This window comes from Bradyrhizobium sp. CCBAU 45394 (assembly GCF_028128655.1).
Lineage (GTDB): Bacteria > Pseudomonadota > Alphaproteobacteria > Rhizobiales > Xanthobacteraceae > Bradyrhizobium > Bradyrhizobium diazoefficiens.
This window is the reverse complement of record NZ_LBIX01000174.1, coordinates 323,479-339,026: the sequence shown is the minus strand read 5'-3', so window position 1 is coordinate 339,026 and position 15,548 is coordinate 323,479. Positions and strand designations below refer to the sequence as shown.

At 65.9% G+C, this 15,548-nt stretch carries 18 protein-coding genes; 9 read left to right on the top strand and 9 right to left on the bottom strand.

What is annotated here, in order from left to right; all coding sequences use genetic code 11:
• The first annotated feature begins 16 nt into the window (after nt 1-16).
• The 8 genes from WN73_RS34915 to WN73_RS34880 all read left to right on the top strand — a co-directional run bounded on the left by WN73_RS34915 (nt 17) and on the right by WN73_RS34880 (nt 6,090).
• The gene (locus WN73_RS34915; protein WP_110116073.1) at nt 17-1,075 is read left to right on the top strand and encodes an alcohol dehydrogenase; all 1,059 of its coding nucleotides are present in this window, start codon (nt 17-19) and stop codon (nt 1,073-1,075) included.
• Nucleotides 1,076-1,149: 74 nt separating this feature from the next.
• The gene (locus WN73_RS34910; protein ID WP_028171091.1) at nt 1,150-1,380 is read left to right on the top strand and encodes a hypothetical protein; all 231 of its coding nucleotides are present in this window, start codon (nt 1,150-1,152) and stop codon (nt 1,378-1,380) included.
• 205 nt (nt 1,381-1,585) lie between these two features.
• Nucleotides 1,586-1,777 (top strand): hypothetical protein, encoded by a 192-nt coding sequence (locus WN73_RS34905; protein WP_271556786.1) that lies wholly within the window; start codon nt 1,586-1,588, stop codon nt 1,775-1,777.
• A gap of 36 nt (nt 1,778-1,813) precedes the next feature.
• Nucleotides 1,814-1,990: a hypothetical protein gene (locus WN73_RS34900; RefSeq protein ID WP_202633022.1), complete on the top strand. Its 177-nt coding sequence runs from the start codon at nt 1,814-1,816 to the stop codon at nt 1,988-1,990.
• A gap of 55 nt (nt 1,991-2,045) precedes the next feature.
• Nucleotides 2,046-2,267, top strand: coding sequence for a hypothetical protein (locus WN73_RS34895; protein ID WP_271556785.1), 222 nt, complete (start codon nt 2,046-2,048; stop codon nt 2,265-2,267).
• 614 nt (nt 2,268-2,881) lie between these two features.
• Nucleotides 2,882-4,228, top strand: coding sequence for a caspase family protein (locus WN73_RS34890; RefSeq protein WP_271556784.1), 1,347 nt, complete (start codon nt 2,882-2,884; stop codon nt 4,226-4,228).
• 28 nt (nt 4,229-4,256) lie between these two features.
• Entirely contained in the window at nt 4,257-4,754 is a 498-nt protein-coding gene (locus tag WN73_RS34885; RefSeq protein WP_060913066.1) for a hypothetical protein, read from the top strand.
• A 130-nt stretch (nt 4,755-4,884) separates the two neighbouring features.
• Nucleotides 4,885-6,090, top strand: a complete 1,206-nt coding sequence (locus tag WN73_RS34880; RefSeq protein ID WP_271556783.1) for a hypothetical protein — start codon at nt 4,885-4,887, stop codon at nt 6,088-6,090.
• Here WN73_RS34880 and gmk read toward each other — a convergent pair.
• From gmk to WN73_RS34835, 9 genes are all read right to left on the bottom strand, one after another.
• Entirely contained in the window at nt 6,023-6,682 is a 660-nt protein-coding gene (gmk, locus tag WN73_RS34875) for a guanylate kinase (RefSeq protein ID WP_011086862.1), read from the bottom strand. The two genes, WN73_RS34880 and gmk, sit on opposite strands and share 68 nt — an antisense overlap.
• Nucleotides 6,683-6,685: 3 nt before the next feature.
• Complete coding sequence (locus WN73_RS34870; protein ID WP_028171087.1) at nt 6,686-7,573, bottom strand: YicC/YloC family endoribonuclease; 888 nt, start codon at nt 7,571-7,573, stop codon at nt 6,686-6,688.
• A 115-nt stretch (nt 7,574-7,688) separates the two neighbouring features.
• Nucleotides 7,689-8,966, bottom strand: coding sequence for an endolytic transglycosylase MltG (gene mltG / locus WN73_RS34865; protein WP_028171086.1), 1,278 nt, complete (start codon nt 8,964-8,966; stop codon nt 7,689-7,691).
• Between the two features lie 125 nt (nt 8,967-9,091).
• On the bottom strand, nt 9,092-10,357 hold the full coding sequence (fabF, locus tag WN73_RS34860; protein WP_110116071.1) for a beta-ketoacyl-ACP synthase II: 1,266 nt from the start codon (nt 10,355-10,357) through the stop codon (nt 9,092-9,094).
• A 109-nt stretch (nt 10,358-10,466) separates the two neighbouring features.
• Nucleotides 10,467-10,706, bottom strand: a complete 240-nt coding sequence (locus WN73_RS34855; protein ID WP_008130699.1) for an acyl carrier protein — start codon at nt 10,704-10,706, stop codon at nt 10,467-10,469.
• A 311-nt stretch (nt 10,707-11,017) separates the two neighbouring features.
• On the bottom strand, nt 11,018-11,755 hold the full coding sequence (fabG, locus tag WN73_RS34850; protein WP_011086858.1) for a 3-oxoacyl-[acyl-carrier-protein] reductase: 738 nt from the start codon (nt 11,753-11,755) through the stop codon (nt 11,018-11,020).
• A 102-nt stretch (nt 11,756-11,857) separates the two neighbouring features.
• Entirely contained in the window at nt 11,858-12,817 is a 960-nt protein-coding gene (gene fabD / locus WN73_RS34845) for an ACP S-malonyltransferase (protein ID WP_271556782.1), read from the bottom strand.
• Nucleotides 12,818-12,989: 172 nt separating this feature from the next.
• A complete protein-coding gene (locus WN73_RS34840; RefSeq protein ID WP_271556781.1) occupies nt 12,990-14,015 on the bottom strand; it encodes a fatty acid desaturase family protein in 1,026 nt (341 codons plus the stop codon).
• Between the two features lie 3 nt (nt 14,016-14,018).
• Nucleotides 14,019-14,726: a TetR/AcrR family transcriptional regulator C-terminal domain-containing protein gene (locus WN73_RS34835; RefSeq protein WP_011086855.1), complete on the bottom strand. Its 708-nt coding sequence runs from the start codon at nt 14,724-14,726 to the stop codon at nt 14,019-14,021.
• 318 nt (nt 14,727-15,044) lie between these two features.
• Here WN73_RS34835 and rpsF point away from each other — a divergent pair, with 318 nt between their 5' ends.
• On the top strand, nt 15,045-15,545 hold the full coding sequence (gene rpsF / locus WN73_RS34830) for a 30S ribosomal protein S6 (RefSeq protein WP_028171082.1): 501 nt from the start codon (nt 15,045-15,047) through the stop codon (nt 15,543-15,545).
• Nucleotides 15,546-15,548: the final 3 nt, after the last annotated feature.

The following is a 15,548-nucleotide window of genomic DNA, read 5'->3' as shown; positions in this document are numbered from 1 at the left end:
TTCCGGAGGAAAGAAAATGGCGTTGATGCGTCGGCAGTCGCTGGTCAAGTTCGATGCGCCCTTGTGCGAGACCATCGTCGACACGCCAAAGCCGAAAGGCGCCGAGGTGCTGGTGCGCATCGAGCGCTGCGGCCTTTGCCATTCGGATCTGCACATCCAGGACGGCTATGCCGATCTCGGCGGCGGCAAGAAGCTCGACACCACGCGCGGCATGACGCTGCCCTTCACGCTCGGCCACGAGATCGCCGGCGTCGTCGATGAAGTCGGCCCCGACGTTCCGGGCGGCCTCGTCGGCAGCAAGAAGGCGGTGTTTCCGTGGATCGGCTGCGGCCAGTGCCGCGACTGCGCCAATGGCGACGAGAACCTCTGCGTCAAGCAGCGCTTCCTCGGCGTCTCCATCGACGGCGGTTTCGCCACCCATGTGCTTGTGCCCGACGCGAAATATCTGCTCGACTACGATCCCCTGCCCGTCAACCAGGCCGCGACGCTGATGTGCTCCGGCGTCACCGCCTACGGCGCGCTCAAGCGCCTGGTCGACCGTCCGCGCCAGCGCAACCTGCTGCTGATCGGCCTCGGCGGCGTCGGCATGATGGGCCTGTCGTTCGCGCAGGCGATGTTCAAGCAGCCGATCACGGTCGCCGATCTCTCGCCGGCCGCGCGCGACACCGCACTGAAGAACGGCGCAGCCAACGCCTACGATCCGGCCGAGCCCGACGTGATCAAGCGCATCCTCAAGGAGACCGAAGGCGGTTTTGACGAGATCGTCGATTTCGCCGGCAACGAGAAGTCGATGGCGTTTGCGGTCGCGGTCGCCGCGCGCGGCGGCAAGATCGTGGTCTCCGGCCTGATGGGCGGCCAGTTCACGCTGCCCATGGTGCAATGGGTCTACAAGCGCATGACCATCGAAGGCTTCATGGTCGGCACGCTTGCGGAGGCCAAGGAGCTGATGGCACTCGCCCGCGCCGGCAAGATCAAGCCGACGCCGATGCGCGAGGAGCCGATGGGCGACGTCCAGAAATGGATCGACGAATTGCGCGCCGGCAAGGTCGTCGGCCGCATCGTGCTGAAGAACTGACACCGCCCGCGGCGGCCGGACGCAAGTTTCGCCCGCCGCGCGGAACGGCTGCGGCCACGCCGCGTTGGCAGAGTATGTCCATTCGCTGCACCGTCGAGAGCGCATTCTTCATCGCCTGGAGCTTCCTGGAGCAGAGCGGAGAGCTCGGCCCTCCGGACGAGACAGCGAACGTCCTTCTCGACGCCATCGAAGCCCAGCTCAGAACCGGTGAACGCCGGCAGTTGATGCTCGCGAACAGAGCGATCGATACCTGGCGTGCCCACGCGGCGAAGCGCCGGCCGTCGCAGGAAGCCCGCTTCGGGTGATGGGCGGCAGGCGATACCGTCGGGCCCCGTTCCGGAAAATGCGCCCCCAATCGAGCCCAATGCCTGCCCCTTCGATGAAGCCAGGAAGCTCCGCCTCGCGACACCATCATGCCGATCGCCGGCCGATCACTTCGGCCTGACCTTGGAACGTCGCGCGCCTCGGGCGCGTTTGTCTCTCGTGAAGGCAACGACGGAGTCAGAGCGGATGACAAAACCGCTGACGAAGACAGTGCAACCTGTTCCTGAAGAAAATCAGAGCCACAAGGGCGCCGGCAGCGCGCCGTCGGTCCCGGTCGACACCACCAAGGGCCACCGCGACGACGAGAAGCAGAATATTCGCGAGCAGGCGGCGCACGGCAATCTCACCCAGAACACAAGCAACAGGCGCAAGGGATAAGCGATACACCGGGGGGTAAAACGAGGAGAGACGAACGTGGTCAGTCTCGGCAAGTGGTACGATCCGATATCCGAACGCTGGATCGTGCCGCGCGAACCCCGCCCTGAGACGCCATCCTCCCCAACGAGCGAGAACCACGTCCTGGAGCTTCAGAGGACGGTCGAAATCCAGCGCATCTGGCGCGCGCTCGTCGATTGCTGCGCACGCGATTGATGCTCGCGCGCAGCAACGGAGGAACCCGCCGTCGGCTGCACTGTTGTCATTCCGCATGAACGATCCCGCATCGCCCGCAAGGCCAGTCGCAGTCGCGATACGCTATCTGTCGATCATCGTCGGCTGCGCTTGCCTGCTGCTCGCGGCTGTTTGCTTCGCTATCGCGGCGCAAGTCTTTGTTCAGACCGGCGTCTTCGCGCAATCCTACGCGTTGGTGGGCCTCATCAGCGCCGCGCTGGGGTTGCTGGCGCTGAAATTGGCGCGCGTCTGGAAATAGGCTTCGCAATTTCCAGGAAATCACCTCCCGCTCCGTCATTCCGGGATGCGCGCGCAGCAAGCAGGCCCGGAATCCATCGGGCTACGCGTTCTGCCGTGCGATGGATTCCGGGCTCGCCCTTCCAGGGCGCCCCGGAATGACGCGCATGACCAGGCGTGGCCGTCCGCGGACGGAGAAGTCGCGTGGTCCTGACGCCCGGGGTCTGTGCGTCAAGTCCTGCGGTGATGTGGCGGCCCGACCGGGCGCGCGTATCAGCGATCGGCAGGGCGACGGGGGCAATAGTGCATCGCTCCCCGGGGAGAGCACGAAGGACACCGTTAAAACCATCCGCGCAGGGAAGGCCGGGCGACCGGCATCACCTGTGGTCCAAACCGTGTGCACTTCTATCGCGCACGGACGTGCGGGTGCCGCCGGCGCCCGGCCTTCCCTGCGCCCTTTGGCCTCCATCGGGCGGCGAACGGAAGCAAGGCTCGGGCAAGACCTGCCGCGGGAACGCACAGCCGCGCCTCTTTCCCGGCACGATGCGGACGGGCCCGTGGCCGCACAGAATGTCGCACCGCTTTTCGCCCGCGCACCTAGCTGGTACATTGGCGCCATTGCTTTGGGGAATTTTTATGCGCGCGAGGATTTTCAATCGCGTTGTGGGGCTGGCGGCACTCGCCACAGCGCTGCTCGTCGCCGCGGCAACGCCTGCATCCGCCGATAAGCGCATCGCGCTCGTCGTCGGCAACTCCGCCTACAAGAACATCACGCCGCTCGACAACCCGTCCAAGGACGCCAGCCTGATGGCGGAGACGCTCGGCACGCTCGGCTTCACACTGGTCGGCGGCCGCGCCCAGCTCGATCTCGACAAGGGCGCGATGGACATCGCGGTGCAGAGCTTCGGCCGGCAGGTGCAAGGCGCCGACGTCGCGCTGTTCTACTATGCCGGCCACGGTGTCCAGGTCGCCGGCTCCAACTATCTCGTGCCGGTCGGCGCCAATCCGACGCGCGAGGCCGACGTCGACTTCCAGATGACCGACGTCAATCTCGTGCTGCGCCAGATGCAGGGGTCCGGCACGCGGCTCAACCTTGTCATCCTCGACGCCTGCCGCAACAACCCGTTCGGCTCGCGCGGCTTGCGTTCCTCCGACGGCGGCCTTGCGCAAATGCGCGCACCCGAGGGCACGCTGATCTCCTATGCGACGCAACCCGGCAACGTCGCCCAGGACGGCAGCGACGGCCATAGCCCCTACACCAAGGCGCTGGCGACGACGATCCGGACCGCAGGTCTCGACGTATTCCAGACCTTCAACCAGGTCGGCCTCGCCGTGAAGCGCGCCACATCGGGCGCGCAGCAGCCCTGGGTGTCGTCCTCGCCGATCGACGGCACCTTCTATTTCGTGCCGCCGACGCAGACGGCACCGCCGCAGGTCGCGGCGATGCAGCCCGATCCGCTGCCGGCGGATCGCCTGCGCGCCGATCCTGACCGCGTCCCCCTACGCGATGCCGCATTGCTCAGCGAACTCAGCGAACGGCTCTACGAGCTCAATTTCGATCCTGACACACCCGACGGCCTTACTCGCTCCATCACGAAGCTTCAGCAGCGGATATCCATGGCGCCGACCGGAGAGGCGACCGAAGGCCTGCTGCTGCGGATGCGCAAGATGGACGATCTGAAGCCATGGGGCTCGATCGTTTACGGCCCCGACGGCAGCAAATGGGGCATGTCGTGGAACCACGCCTCGCGGCGCGCGGCGGTCGCGGATGCGCGCGGCAACTGCGCCGGCGCCAAATGTCCGATCGAGCTTTCCTTCTATGGCAAGGGCTGCGGCGTCTTCGCGATCTCCGACAAATCCTGGTCGCTGGTCCAGCGCGAGGGCGTCCAGCGCGCCAGGGATGCCGCGCTTGACGAATGCGGCAAGGCTGGCAAGGCTTGCCGCATTATCGGATCCGTCTGCGCCGACGGCTCCGGCCGCTGATACGATTTTCATTTTGGATTATTTGCCCATGCCCAACGCCACTGCCCGCACGTTCGCTCTCGCCTCCCTCCTCGCCCTCGCCTCGTCGTCCGCCTTCGCGCAATCCGGCAGCGCCGGTGGCTCGATCGGCAATGACGAGAAATCGCTGTCCGGCTCGCGCCAGGATCCTTCTTCAGGCCGCTCGGCCGAGCCCGCGCCCTCCGCGCGCCGGAGCAAGCCGGCGGCCGAGGAACGCTCGGCGCCGCGGAGAAGCGGCGGCGGTGGTGGCGGCGGTTTCGACGGCGCCTGGGTCGTCCTCAGCGTCGGCTGCGGCGGTTCGACCTCCGGCGCGGTGGTCGTGAGCTCGGGCCGGGTCATCGGCGAGGGCGTCAGCGGCAGCGTCAGCGCGAGCGGCGCGGTTCATACCTCCGGCGCGGGCAATGGCGTGACCTTCACGGGCGCCGGCCGCCTTTCGGGGCGCAGCGGTTCCGGAACCTTCCGCCGCTCCGACGGCTGCTCGGGAACATGGACCTCGACCAAACAATAATGGTCGAAAATGCCTGATTTCGCGGCGGAACGATCGCCGCGCAGGCCCGATTCAAGCCACATCCTCTCCGGATTTGCGGCTCATTGCCACCCAACTCTTTGAAGAGAAAGGGAAGGTTAAGAGTTGCGTCATGCGTAACCGGGAGACCAGGATGGGCAACCGCACCGCGAAATTCATATCAGCGCTTGTTGGCAGTATCATTGCCGGCGCCCCCCTCGCTGCGGTGTCGCAGAACGCGCCGAGCACGTCGAGCACGGCCAATGCGGCCGCCGACTGCCTCACCTCGCCGAAAAGCACCGCGCCGCAGGGACAGCACTGGCACTATCGCCTCGATCGCGCGACCAAGCGGCAGTGCTGGTACCTGCGTGCCGAAGGCGGCAAGGCGACGCCGAGCGCGCAAGCGACGGCCGACACGCCAAACGCAGATTCAGCAGCGCCGCCGTCGGTGCAGAATGCGCGCGCGGAATACATTGCACCGCAGACTGGTGCCGCGCCGGGCTCGCCGAACATGACCGCACCTGCGCCGGCCGCAACGAGCGCGCCACAGGTCATGCAACAGCCGCCGGGCGCCATCGCCGACAACAACGCGCAGCAGCCCGCCGTTGCCGCGCGCTGGCCCGATGCTTCCGCGAGTTCCGCTGCTCCCGCACCCGCAACGCAGCCGGGCGCGACGCCGGCAAAGGCCAACGCCCCGGTGGCGCTCGCCGCGGCCGAAATTCCCGCCGACAAGCCGACCGGCTCGCTCCAGATGCTCCTGCTCGTGATCGGCGGCGCTTTGGCGATCGCCGGCATCCTCGCCAGCGTCATCTACCGCCTCGCCGGTGCGCGCTCCCGCGTCAAGGCGAGCGACCACCGCCGCGTGAATTGGGACGATTGGGAGCCGCAGGACCAGGACGAGAGCCGCGCGCCCTGGCTCAAGGCGATGCCGGCCGTCACGCCGCGCGCGCAGCCGCCGCGCCCGATCGACTTCGATGCCGCACGCCCGCAGGCGGCACAGCTCGCCGCGATCGACCGCGAGATCGATGTGATCGAAGCGCACGAGCCGGCTGGCATCGTCGAAGTCGCGGAATCCGGCGAGCCCGAGATCGCGGTATTCGACAGGGAATTCGAGATCGAGGCCAGTTCACCCCGGTTAGCCGCGGACCGGGCCGACAGCGATGAAAAGCCGGCTGGTCGCGATGAGGATGCGGTCGACGTCGACATCATCACCGCGATGCTGGAACGGCTGGCGCAGGAAGGGCCGCGGCTGAGGCAGCCTGGCCCTGGCTCTAACCCTGCAGCTGGCCTTGCAAACCTCGCACGAAACCAACGAGGCCAATCCGCCGCTCGCGCTTGAGGCGCTCGGCCTTCAGGATCGATTGCACCTCGGCAAAGGCTTCGTCGACGTCGTGGTTGATCACGATGTAGTCGTACTCGGCCCAGTGGCTCATCTCGTGGCTGGCGCGGCTCATGCGCTTGCGGATCACCTCGTCGGAATCCTGCGCGCGCGAATGCAGCCGCTTCTCGAGATCGCCGGCTGACGGCGGCAGGATGAACACGCTGACGACGTCGGCACGCGCCTTCTCGCGCAGCTGCTGCGTGCCCTGCCAGTCGATATCGAACAGCACGTCCTGCCCGGCCGACAGCGCCGCCTCGACCGGCGCGCGCGGCGTGCCGTAGCGGTTGTCGAACACGGTCGCCCATTCCAGCAGCTCGTCGTCCCTCACCATCGCCTCGAAGCGGGGCTTGTCGACGAACAGATAGTCGCGGCCGTCGACCTCGCCGGGCCGCATCGGCCGCGTGGTCGCCGAGACTGACATTCGCAGGCCCGGCATCCGCTCGATCAACAAGCGCGACAGCGTCGTTTTGCCTGCGCCCGACGGCGAGGACAGCACGAACATCAATCCACGCCGCTCGACACCGTCAGTTCCGTGACCGCCCGTCGTCATCGATCACTCCAGATTCTGGACCTGCTCGCGAAATTGCTCGACCACGTTTTTCATGGCGAGCCCCGTATTGGTCAGCTCGATGTCGTTCGACTTCGAGCAGCAGGTATTGACCTCGCGGTGAAACTCCTGCGCCAGGAAGTCGAGCTTGCGCCCGATCGGGCCGCCCTTGCCGATCAGCTCGCGCGCCTGCGCGATATGCGAGGCGATACGGTCGAGCTCCTCGCGGATGTCGGCCCTGGTCGCGATCAGGATCGCCTCCTGCATCAGGCGGTCGGGATCGAAACGGTCGGAGGTGTCGAGCAGCGTTGCGATCTGCTCGGCGAGCCTGGCCTTGATCGCCTCCGGCTTGCGGCCGGGTGCGGCTTCGGCCTTCTTCGCCAGTTGCTCGACCTCGTCCACCCGCTGGGTCAGGATCTGCCCGAGCGAGGTCCCCTCGCGCTTGCGCATCTCGACGAGATCGGCGAGCGCCTTGTCGAAGGCCTCCGCTGCCGCGGCGCGCGCCGCCTTGTCCTCCTCCTCGTCGCCCTCGGGCTCGGCGACCTCGACGACGCCCTTAATGGCGAGCAGGCCGTCGACGCTCGGTGCCACCGCATCGACCTTTCCGGCGATCATCGAGGCGGCCTTCAGGACGGCGTTGAGCACGTCCTCGTTGACACGGACGGAGGCGGCGGCATTGGCGCGCTTGACGTTGAGATTGGCGTAGACGGTGCCGCGCGACAAAAGCTCGCCGGCGCGCTTCTTGGCGTGGGCCTCGAGCTCGTCGAACCCCTGCGGCAGCCGCACCCTGAGGTCAAAGCCCTTGGCGTTGACCGACTTCAATTCCCATTCGAACGTGTACGGCCCGCTAGCGCCGTGGCTTCGGGCAAAGCCGGTCATGGACGACAGCGCCATCAGGTCAAATTCTCCAGAAACACAGGATTCGCGAGGCCATCAAGGCACGCGAATCTTAAGACTATTTTGCCGGAAAGTGGAATCCGCAAAGTCCCGTAGGCAGGTCTGCGCGGGCCTAGCGCTGGATCACCGGCGACGAGGGCTGCACCGCGCCCTGCCGGGCAGGGGCGGGACCAGCGGGGCGAGGAGCAGCCGGCGGCTTCTTCTGCTGGTTCGGCCGTGCCGGCGTGGTCGCGGTCGGCGTGTCGGCAGCGCCGGGCGCTGCCGCCGCCGGCGGCTGCGCGTCCTCGGCCGGCTCGACCGTGTCGTTCTGGATCTGCTTCTCCATCGCGCGCAGCTTGGCGACGTTTTTCTGGTGCGCGTCGTAGGTCTCGGTGAAGGCATGCCCGCCGGTGCCGTCGGCGACGAAATAGAGGTCGCGGGTGCGGGCCGGGTTGGCGGCGGCTTCGAGCGAGGCGCGGCCGGGATTGGAGATCGGGCCCGGCGGCAGGCCTTCGATCACATAGGTGTTGTAGGGCGAGGGCTGCGTGATCTCGCTGCGCTTGATCGGGCGGCCCAGGGTGCCCTTGCCGCCGACGAGGCCATAGATGATGGTCGGATCGGACTGGAGCTTGATCTTCTGCTTCAGGCGATTGACGAACACGGCGGCAACGCGGCTGCGCTCGTCCGGCTTGCCGGTCTCCTTCTCGACGATCGAGGCCAGCGTCACCAGCTGCTCCGGAGTCTTGACCGGAATGTCCTGGCTGCGACGCTCCCAGATCTCGGTCAGCACGCGCTTGTGCGCCTGCTGCATGCGCTGGATCACCTGCTCGCGCGTGGTGCCGCGCGGGAACTTGTAGGTCTCGGGCAAGAGCGTGCCCTCGCGCGGCAGCTCGCGCACGCTGCCGGTGAAGATATCGTTGTCGGAGAGCCGTGCCACGATCTGCTCGGAGGTCAGGCCTTCCGGAATCGTGACGGCATGCTGCACCACCTTGCCCTCGACGATGGTGGCGATGACGTCGCGCAGGGATGCGTTCTTCTGGAACGAATACTCGCCGGGCTTGAGGTCCGAGCTCGCCTTCAGCGCGGCCACGCTTGCGATGAACACCCACGGGTTGACGTCGGTCACGCCTTCCCGGTTCAGCGTCTCGGCGATGTCGCGCTTGCCGGCGCGCTGCGGGATGTTGACGATCTTGTCTTCCTTGAGCGGACCCGGCGCTTCGAGCACCTGCCGGCCGTAGTAATAGACGGCGCCCGCCCCGATCATGGAGATCAAGAGAAGCGTGATGATGGCGTTGCCGACGATCACGAAGGGATTGCGCGCGCGGTCCGATCGCTTCGGCGGCGGCGGGACCTGCTCGGGCTCGAGCGCTGCCCGCGGACTCCGGGGCGAAATGGGCGGCCTTTCACTCATCGAAGCAACCTGAATCCTGCCGGTTCAATCGCGGCCTGACAACCGTTTGCCCTGCCAAATGCACGCGCCCACTACCATGACTATCGCCGAATACGGCAAAACGGTGGATTCGTTTCAAACGCAAACTAATTGGCCAAACGGCGGACGATCACCGACGCATTGGTACCGCCAAAACCGAAAGAATTCGACAACGCGACGTTGACCTCTCGCTTCTTCGCCGTGTGCGGCACGAGATCGATCGCAGTTTCGACCGACGGATTGTCGAGGTTGATAGTCGGCGGCACGACATTATCGCGAATCGCGAGAATGGCGAAGATCGCCTCGATCGCACCGGCCGCGCCGAGCAGATGGCCGGTCGACGATTTGGTCGAGGACATCGCGACCTTGGAGGCGGCATTGCCGAGCAGACGCTCGACCGCGCCGAGCTCGATCTCGTCACCGAGCGGCGTCGAGGTGCCGTGCGCGTTGATGTAGTCGAGATCGGACGCCGTGAGGCCGGCGCGCTTGAGCGCGGCCTGCATGCTGCGGAAGCCGCCATCGCCGTCGGGCGACGGCGACGTGATGTGATAGGCGTCGCCCGACAGACCATATCCGATCACCTCGGCATAGATCTTGGCGCCGCGCCGCCTCGCGTGCTCGAGTTCTTCCAGGACGAGGACGCCGGCGCCCTCGCCCATCACGAAGCCGTCGCGATCCTTGTCGTAGGGACGTGAGGCCTTCTCGGGTGTGTCGTTGAAACCGGTCGAGAGCGCGCGCGCGGCGTTGAAGCCGGCAATGCCGATGCGGCTGATCGGCGACTCAGCGCCGCCGGCGACCATGACGTCGGCATCGCCCAGCGCGATCAGGCGGGCGGCATCGCCGACCGCATGCGCGCCGGTCGAGCAGGCCGTGACCACCGAATGGTTCGGCCCCTTCAGCCCGTGCGCGATCGAGACGTAGCCGGAGGCGAGATTGATCAGGCGGCCTGGAATGAAGAACGGCGACACCCGGCGCGGTCCGCGCTCCTTCAGCAGGATGGCGGTTTCCGCGATGCCGTTAAGGCCGCCGATGCCGGACCCGATCATGGTGCCGGTCGCACACTTGTCCTCTTCGGTTTCGGGATGCCAGTTGGCATCGTCGAGCGCCTGGCCGGCTGCGGCCATGCCGAAGATGATGAAGTCGTCGACCTTGCGCTGGTCCTTCGGCTCCATCCACTTGTCGGGATTGAAGGTGTCGTTCGACCCGTCGCCGCGCACCACCGTGCAGGCGATCTTAGTCTGAAGATCGGAGACATCGAAGCTCTCGATCCTGCGCGCACCGCTTTCGCCGTTGAGGATGCGTTTCCAGGTCGGCTCGACGCCACAGCCGAGTGGCGAGACCATGCCGAGACCCGTGACGACAACCCGCCTCATATCCGCAAACTCCGCATCGAAAGATTCACGGCCAATAACAAGAAACCGGCTGACCGCTGCGAAGCGGCCCGTCCGGTTTCAATGTTGTCCCCGCGAAAATTGAAGAGCCTTAGCTCTTCGCGTTCTTCTCGAGAAACTTCGTGGCGTCGCCGACGGTGAGAATCGTCTCCGCGGCGTCGTCCGGAATCTCGCAACCGAATTCTTCTTCGAACGCCATCACCAGCTCGACGGTGTCCAGACTGTCGGCGCCGAGGTCGTCGATGAAGCTCGCAGCGTCGACAACCTTCTCGGGTTCAACACCAAGGTGTTCGACCACGATCTTCTTAACCCGCTCGCCAATGTCACTCATTGCATAACCTCGTGTTGTTCCCTGTAGACCCGACCCCCCGGGACGATACGAGCCGTCGTGGTCGTTGACTGCCTTCGCTTACGAACTTTGATTTGGCCCCATCCTAACCGATGCAGGGCCCGGCGAACGACGGCCAAGGCTCCGCATCGCCAATATACAGGGTTTCAAAAACCTGCAATGGCGTTCTTTGCCCATCCGTTGAAGGTCCGGTTACCATACTTCAACTGCCTTGACTACAAGCCTCATTTCGCATCGGAAACGGCCGTTTGCCGCATCCCGCACCGCCATGTGGGCGGCACGGAACGAGGACTTCAGATCATGGCCATGCCGCCGTTGACATGGATGGTTTGCCCGGTGACGTAGGCCGCTTCGTTTGAACTCAGGTAGACGGCGGCCGCCGCGATGTCCTCGGGCGTCCCCAGCCGGGCCGCCGGAACCTTGGTCAGAATCGTCTCGCGCTGCTTGTCATTGAGCGCGTCCGTCATCGGCGTCTTGATGAAGCCGGGCGCGATGCAGTTGGCGGTGACGCCGCGCTTGGCGTATTCGGCACCCAGCGTCTTGATCATGCCGATCAAGCCTGCCTTCGATGCCGTGTAGTTGCCCTGCCCGGGATTGCCGGTGACGCCGACCACAGAGGTGATGGCGATGATGCGGCCGAAGCGCTTGCGCATCATCAATTTGGTGGCGGCGCGCGCCAGGCGGAAGGTCGAGGTCAAATTGACGTTGATGACCTCGTCCCAGTCCTCGTCGCGGAGCTGGACGAAGAGATTGTCGCGCGTGATGCCGGCATTGGCGACGAGGATGTCGACCTGGCCCATCGCGGCTTCCGCCGCAGGCACCAGCGCCTCGACCTCGTCGGCCTTGGAGAGATTGCAGGGCAGCACGAAGGTGCGCTCGCCGAGCTTGCCGGCAAGCTCATCCAGCACTTCCTTCCGCGTTCCTGATATCGCGACCGTGGCGCCCTGCGCGTGCAGCGCCTGCGCGATTGCGCCGCCGATACCGCCGGTCGCGCCGGTGACGAGCGCCTTTTTGCCAGTCAGATCGAACATGGATAACTCCTTCAAAGCACGATCCGGAAACGTGCGCAGCGGTTTTCCGGCAAGATCGTGCGCAAACTAAAGAACCAAAGCGCGATGACGATTCATCGCGCTTCAGGCCTGCTTCGCAGCGGCCAGCGCATCCTTGGCGGCCGCAATGTCGTTCGGTCCGCCCACCGCGACACCGACGGCGCCGTCGGCGATACGCTTGACGAGACCCGTCAGCACCTTGCCGGCGCCGATCTCGAAGAAACGGGTCACGCCCTGCCCGGCCATATAGGCAACCGACTCGCGCCAGCGCACCGTTCCGGTGACCTGCTCGACCAGACGGCGGCGGATCTCATCGGGATCGGTGATGGCGGTTGCCAGCACGTTCGACACCAGCGGAGCTGCCGGAGCCTTGATCGTGACCTTGGCCAGCGCCTCCGCCATCGCGTCGGCAGCCGGTTGCATCAGCTTGCAATGGAACGGTGCGGACACCGGCAGCAGCATCGCGCGCTTGGCGCCCTTGGTCTTGGCGATCTCGACGGCGCGATCGACCGCTGCCTTGTCGCCGGAGACGACCACCTGCCCGCCGCCATTGTCGTTGGCGGCCTGGCAGACCTGCCCCTGAGCCGCCTCATTGGCGACCTCCATGGCGGCCTCGTAATCGAGGCCCAGCAGAGCGGCCATCGCACCGGCGCCGACCGGCACGGCTTTTTGCATTGCGAGACCGCGGGTGCGAAGCAGCCGCGCGGTATCGAAAACCGTCAGGCTGCCGGCCGCGGCCAGCGCCGAATATTCACCAAGCGAGTGGCCGGCGACAAAGGCCGCGTCCCGCCCTACGGAAAAACCGGCTTCAGCCTCAAGCACCCGCAGGGTCGCAACAGAAACGGCCATCAGCGCCGGCTGGGCGTTTTCGGTGAGCTGGAGGGTTTCGGCCGGCCCATCCCAGATGGTGGCCGTCAGCTTCTCCCCAAGCGCTGCATCGACCTCGTCGAACACGGCGCGCGCCACCGGGAAGGCGTCGGCCAGCGCCTTGCCCATGCCAACCGCCTGGGACCCCTGCCCCGGAAATGTGAATGCTGCCGTCATCGGCGCTCCCTGCTTGTCGAGCACGATCCCTGCGAGAACCGGCAGCCGATTACGCGCGGCCTTGGGCCATGGTTCCGGATCGTGCCTCAAAGGGGGCCGTAGACACCGTCCGGGCCTGCAATGTCAAGCCAAGATGGGAACGTCGACCGGCATTCAACTGGGGATGCGCCCCTTAAAAACCACCCGCCTTCTGATCCGCGCCGACCTCGGCGCCAGCCCGCGCGCGGCGCGCGCTGCTGACCAATTGCCCCGGCCGGTCGTCGCGGTTCGGCTTGGCGGTGGCGAGCCGCAGCACGGCGGCGTAGTTCGGCTGCACTTCCATGCGGCCGGCATGACGACTCTCGCTCAGCAGGCGATGGACCTTGGGCAGATTGTAGCAGGGCACGTAGAACAAGAGATGATGCTCGAGGTGATAGTTCACGTAATACGGCGCGATGAACAGGCGCTCGAGAAAATTGGCATGCGTGGTGCGGGTGTTGCGCAGGGGATCGCTGCTGTCGGGGACGACGGCATGCTCGGCGATGTTGCGGATGCGGGTGATGACCATCATCCAGGTGAGCAGCGGCACCAGCCATAGCAGCGGGTAAGCCCACCACACACCGGCCGCCGCAAGCCCTGCAAGCAGGATGGCGTTGAAAACGCATTGCGGGCCGAGCTTCTCCCAGAAATGCGCAGCGCGCTGCCGCCACGGCCAGTCCTGCGGGCCGAGTGCGTTGAGCAGCTGCGCCTTGCGCTGCTGGTAGCCGGTCTGCCCGGTGATGTCGCGAATGAACTTGCGGCGATAGCTCAGCTGCGTGATCGGAAATGGCGCCGACAGCACAAGATCGGGATCGTCCTCCTGCTGGGTGCGCGCGTGGTGCTGCAAGTGATAGCGGCGATAGGCGCGCGTCTCGGCAAAAACGGGATAGGCGCAGAACCACTGGCTCAGCGTCAAATTGGTGTTCTCATCGGCGGAGAGACAACCATGCGCGCCGTCGTGCATGAGGATCGACAGGCCCAGCTGGCGCGAGCCGATGACGGCGACAGCGAAAATGTACGTCAGCGGATTCGGCCACCATGCGACGAGGGCGATGGCACCGGCAATCAGCGCCCAGGCATGCGCGATCAGTGCGACACCCTTCCACGTTACGCGCTGGCGCACGTCGACGAGCTGATCCTCGGTCAGGAAATCGCGGGCACGCATGCGAAGTGCGGTCATGGCCTAGCTCTCCTCATCCGAAGTGGTCGATGCGTCGCGGTCGTCGACGAGGCGCAGGCGCGCGGCGTCGCCGGCAGATTTCGCCTGCTCGCCCAGCACGCGCAGCATCTCGGCGCAGAGCTCATCCGGCGAGCGCCCCATGGCATAGCCTTCGAGGATGACGCCGATGGCGACGGCCCAGAACCGCCGCGAGCTCTCGTCGGGCGCGCGCAGGGAACGCCAGCCGTGGCGCTCGACCTGGCTCGCATAGGCGCGTGCGCCCTCGGCGTGCAGACGCTCGATGGTGCGCTCGACCAGCGGCGCGAGATCCGGGCGACGCCGCGTCAACGTCAACGCCTCGGCGAAGAAGGCCACCGAATCGCTCGCCGTCACCGTCTCGGCCAGCGCGTGGGTGTAGTCCCGCGGCGTGCGCGCCTTCAGCGCAGCCTGCTCGGTCGCGCGGGCGACGTACAGGAGCTCGCGGCAGGCGCATTCGACGAACAGCGCCTCCTTGGTGCGGAAATAGTAGGTGATCTGGCTCGGAAATGCGTCCGCGGCGGCCGCGATGTCGGTGATCGAGGCGCCCGACAATCCCCGCTCCCGGAACAGCGGGCTGGCCGCATCCAGCAGCAACGAGCGCATTTTGCGACCGGCCGAGCGTGTGGCGCGCGCCGCATGCTTGGGGTCGCCGGCGGCCGGCTCGGATGGGGCGCGGGCAGATTTGTCTGCCATGGGATCCTCCCGTTGATTTATTTGTATGCTATACAAACAAATAAATCAAGCCGAGGGCCCCCAGCCCGGGCGCCAGGGGCGAAACCTGGCCCTCCAACCTTGCAAAGCCGGCCAAAATCCGTATAAGGCGCGCATCCGCAGACCCCGGCCGGGAGCTGAACGGACGGTCTCAACAAATCATTCGTGATTTTGGTGTGGCAGGGCCAGTCGGCCCGTCGTCCCGTGTTTCCGCCTTCTGAGCTTAATCCCAGAGTCCTTTCCGAAGGCCTCTTAAGGGCTTGACGCCGGGCGATGCGCCAACATGAGGAAAGGACTTCCATGGCTCTCTATGAGCATGTTTTTCTCGCGCGCCAAGACGCGAGCCCGCAGCAGGTCGAAGAGCTGACTGCGCAGATGACCGGTATCGTCGAGGGTCTCGGCGGCAAGGTCACCAAGACCGAGAACTGGGGCGTTCGCTCCCTCACCTACCGCATGAACAAGAACCGCAAGGCGCACTTCGTGCTGCTCAACATCGACGCGCCGTCCGCGGCGATCGCCGAGATCGAGCGCCAGGAGCGCATCAGCGAAGACGTGATCCGCTATCTCAGCGTCCGCGTCGAGGAGCTCGAGGAAGGCCCGTCCGCGATGATGCGCAAGGCTGATCGCGATCGCGAACGTGACGATCGTGGCGGCGGCTTCCGCGGCGAGCGTGAAGGCGGCTTCCGTGGCGACCGCGAGGGTGGTTTCCGTGGCGGCGATCGTGACGGTGGTGGCTTCCGCGGTGATCGCGGCCCGCGCCGTCCGCGCGAAGAAGCTGAAACCACGACGGATGGGGAGTAAGAT